Source organism: Vibrio sp. 10N.247.311.12 (assembly GCF_041467515.1).
Taxonomy (GTDB): domain Bacteria; phylum Pseudomonadota; class Gammaproteobacteria; order Enterobacterales; family Vibrionaceae; genus Vibrio; species Vibrio crassostreae_C.
Map to the genome: position 1 here is coordinate 1 of NZ_JBFSUV010000092.1, position 2,353 is coordinate 2,353.

1 protein-coding gene is annotated in these 2,353 nt (G+C 43.1%); it reads left to right on the forward strand.

Going from position 1 to position 2,353, the window contains the following annotated elements:
* The first annotated feature begins 437 nt into the window (after positions 1–437).
* Positions 438–2,063, forward strand: a complete 1,626-nt coding sequence (locus tag AB6E30_RS22405; protein WP_017062210.1) for a methyl-accepting chemotaxis protein — start codon at positions 438–440, stop codon at positions 2,061–2,063.
* Positions 2,064–2,353: the final 290 nt, after the last annotated feature.

Consider the following 2,353-nt stretch of genomic DNA (forward strand, 5'->3'; position numbering starts at 1 on the left):
GAACGGCGGACTGTTAATCCGTATGTCGCAAGTTCAAGTCTTGCAAGGGGAGCCACATTCAAGAAAGCCAAGTCGAAAGACTTGGCTTTTTTTCGTTTGAACAAAAACAAACTCTATTCAATATACACATCAGCTCATCACTAACTCTTAATCAGTCTCGATAAATTGAGTTATCTCCTTTTAGTACTCTTACTACAGCAGTTGATTCTAAGTTCTATAAAGCATATCCACTACAACAGAACCAACGCCTTATAAAGTTCATGACCCGCTAATATTCACATTAAAACAAATAGAACCAAGTCCTGTTACTTTTTTTTCTTCGAAAATTTAATCCCTATCATACTTTGATGTCTTTCTAATATCTGCCTTACACCACTTAGATTAAGATTCGATGAATTATACCTAATACTAATTATTGAATCGCTGCGCGGGGAAATATGAAACTAAAAACGCAAGCTTACTTATTATCGGGCATCATCTTGATCGCCCTGCTAGCACTGACGGCTACAGGCTTATGGACCTTAAGAGTTGCTAGCAACATGGACAACAAAGCTCGCGTAACAGAGCTGTTTAAGAGCGCATACAGCATTCTTACTGAAGTCGAAAAAATGGCGATTGATGGCACACTAGAAGAAGAGCAAGCCAAGCAACTAGCTACTCGCCTTCTACGCAACAACATCTATAAAGATAATGAATATGTTTACGTAGCCGATGAGAACATGACGTTTATCGCGACACCATTAGATCCTCAACTGCACGGAACCAGTTTTAACGACTTTAAAGATGGCGACGGCAATAGTGTTGGGCAGCTAATCCAAAGAGTACTTGGTAATCGTACTGGCGAGATCATTGAGTACACCTGGACACAAAAACTGCCAGATGGAACGATTGAAGAAAAACTGTCTATTGCAGAGAAAACGCCACATTGGGGTTGGGTTGTCGGCACTGGTATCGGGTTCAATGAAGTTAACGCTCGTTTTTGGTCTACTGCTCAATGGCAGCTATTCCTTTGTGTCGTGATTGCTGGTCTTATTCTGGCGAGCCTAATTGTATCCATTAAACGCATGCTAGCGCTTCTTGGCGGCGAACCTAAAGACGTACGAGAAGCAGTACAAGCCGTAGCACAAGGTCGAATTCAAACCTCTTTCGAAACTCAGGCAATTGACGGCAGTATCTATCACGCCGTACAACAAATGAGTAAGTCATTGGCTGAGCTAGTATCAAACCTTGACGCTTCAATGCTGGCATTAAGAGGCGAACTGCAGCGCGTAGAAGATCGCGCTGGGTCAATTGGTCAACTGACAGACACCCAACAGCAATCAACAGAGATGATCGCGACAGCAATGACCGAGATGGCCTCTTCAGCCAATAACGTAGCTGCTTCAGCTAGCGATACCGCGCGCAACACCGACGAGGCCGACAAACAGAGCCAGCATACCCAACAACTCATTCACAACACAGTAGATAACATTCAAGGCTTAGCAGGCCAACTAGGCACAGCAAGCGAAGCTGTCGCTAACCTAGATAACGATGTAAACAACATTGCAAAAGTATTAGATGTGATTGGTGATATAGCGGAGCAAACTAACCTATTGGCACTAAATGCAGCCATTGAAGCAGCTCGAGCTGGCGAACAAGGTCGTGGATTTGCTGTTGTAGCAGATGAGGTTCGTAACCTTGCAGGCAGAACACAATCGAGCACAAAAGAAATCCAATTAATGATTAATAACCTTCAAGAGGGATCTCGCAACGCAATTCAAACCATGGAAGTGTGTGCCGCGACCAGTGAAAGCACCGTAACAGAGTCTCAAAACGCCTCTGAAGCACTACAACAGATTGTTGTCGCATTAGAGTCCATTTCATCAATGAGTCATCAAATCGCAACAGCGGCCGCTGAGCAGACTCAGGTGAGCGATGATATATCGAAGCGTATCAATATGATCGAAGAGAGCGGTAACCAACTGAGCAATGTCGTAACAGAAAGTCATAACAGCACCCAAACTCTTGCCTCTCTTTCCAACGAATTAGAAGCTTGGGTTAATAGGTTTGAAGTAAAACACTAAACTCCCTAGAAAATTTTCAAATAAAAAAGCACGTTTTCATACGTGCTTTTTTTATTTCGGCGCCCATTCAGTGTAGTTAACCGTAGTTTTACTATCTTTTAGGGCATGCTAGACCTAGGTTTTTCACCCCAAATGAGCAAAAACAACCCACTAAGTATAGAAAAACATCAAACGATACTTTTTTTGCAATTTAATGTTGACCCAGAACGCGAAAACACGTTTAATACACCTCGTCGCCCGGATAGCTCAGTCGGTAGAGCAGAGGATTGAAAATCCTCGTGTCGGTGGTT

Bases quoted from the DNA above. Each gene is read 5' to 3' on its own strand.
- AB6E30_RS22405 (WP_017062210.1), top strand. From the start codon at position 438: ATGAAACTAAAAACGCAAGCTTACTTATTATCGGGCATCATCTTGATC.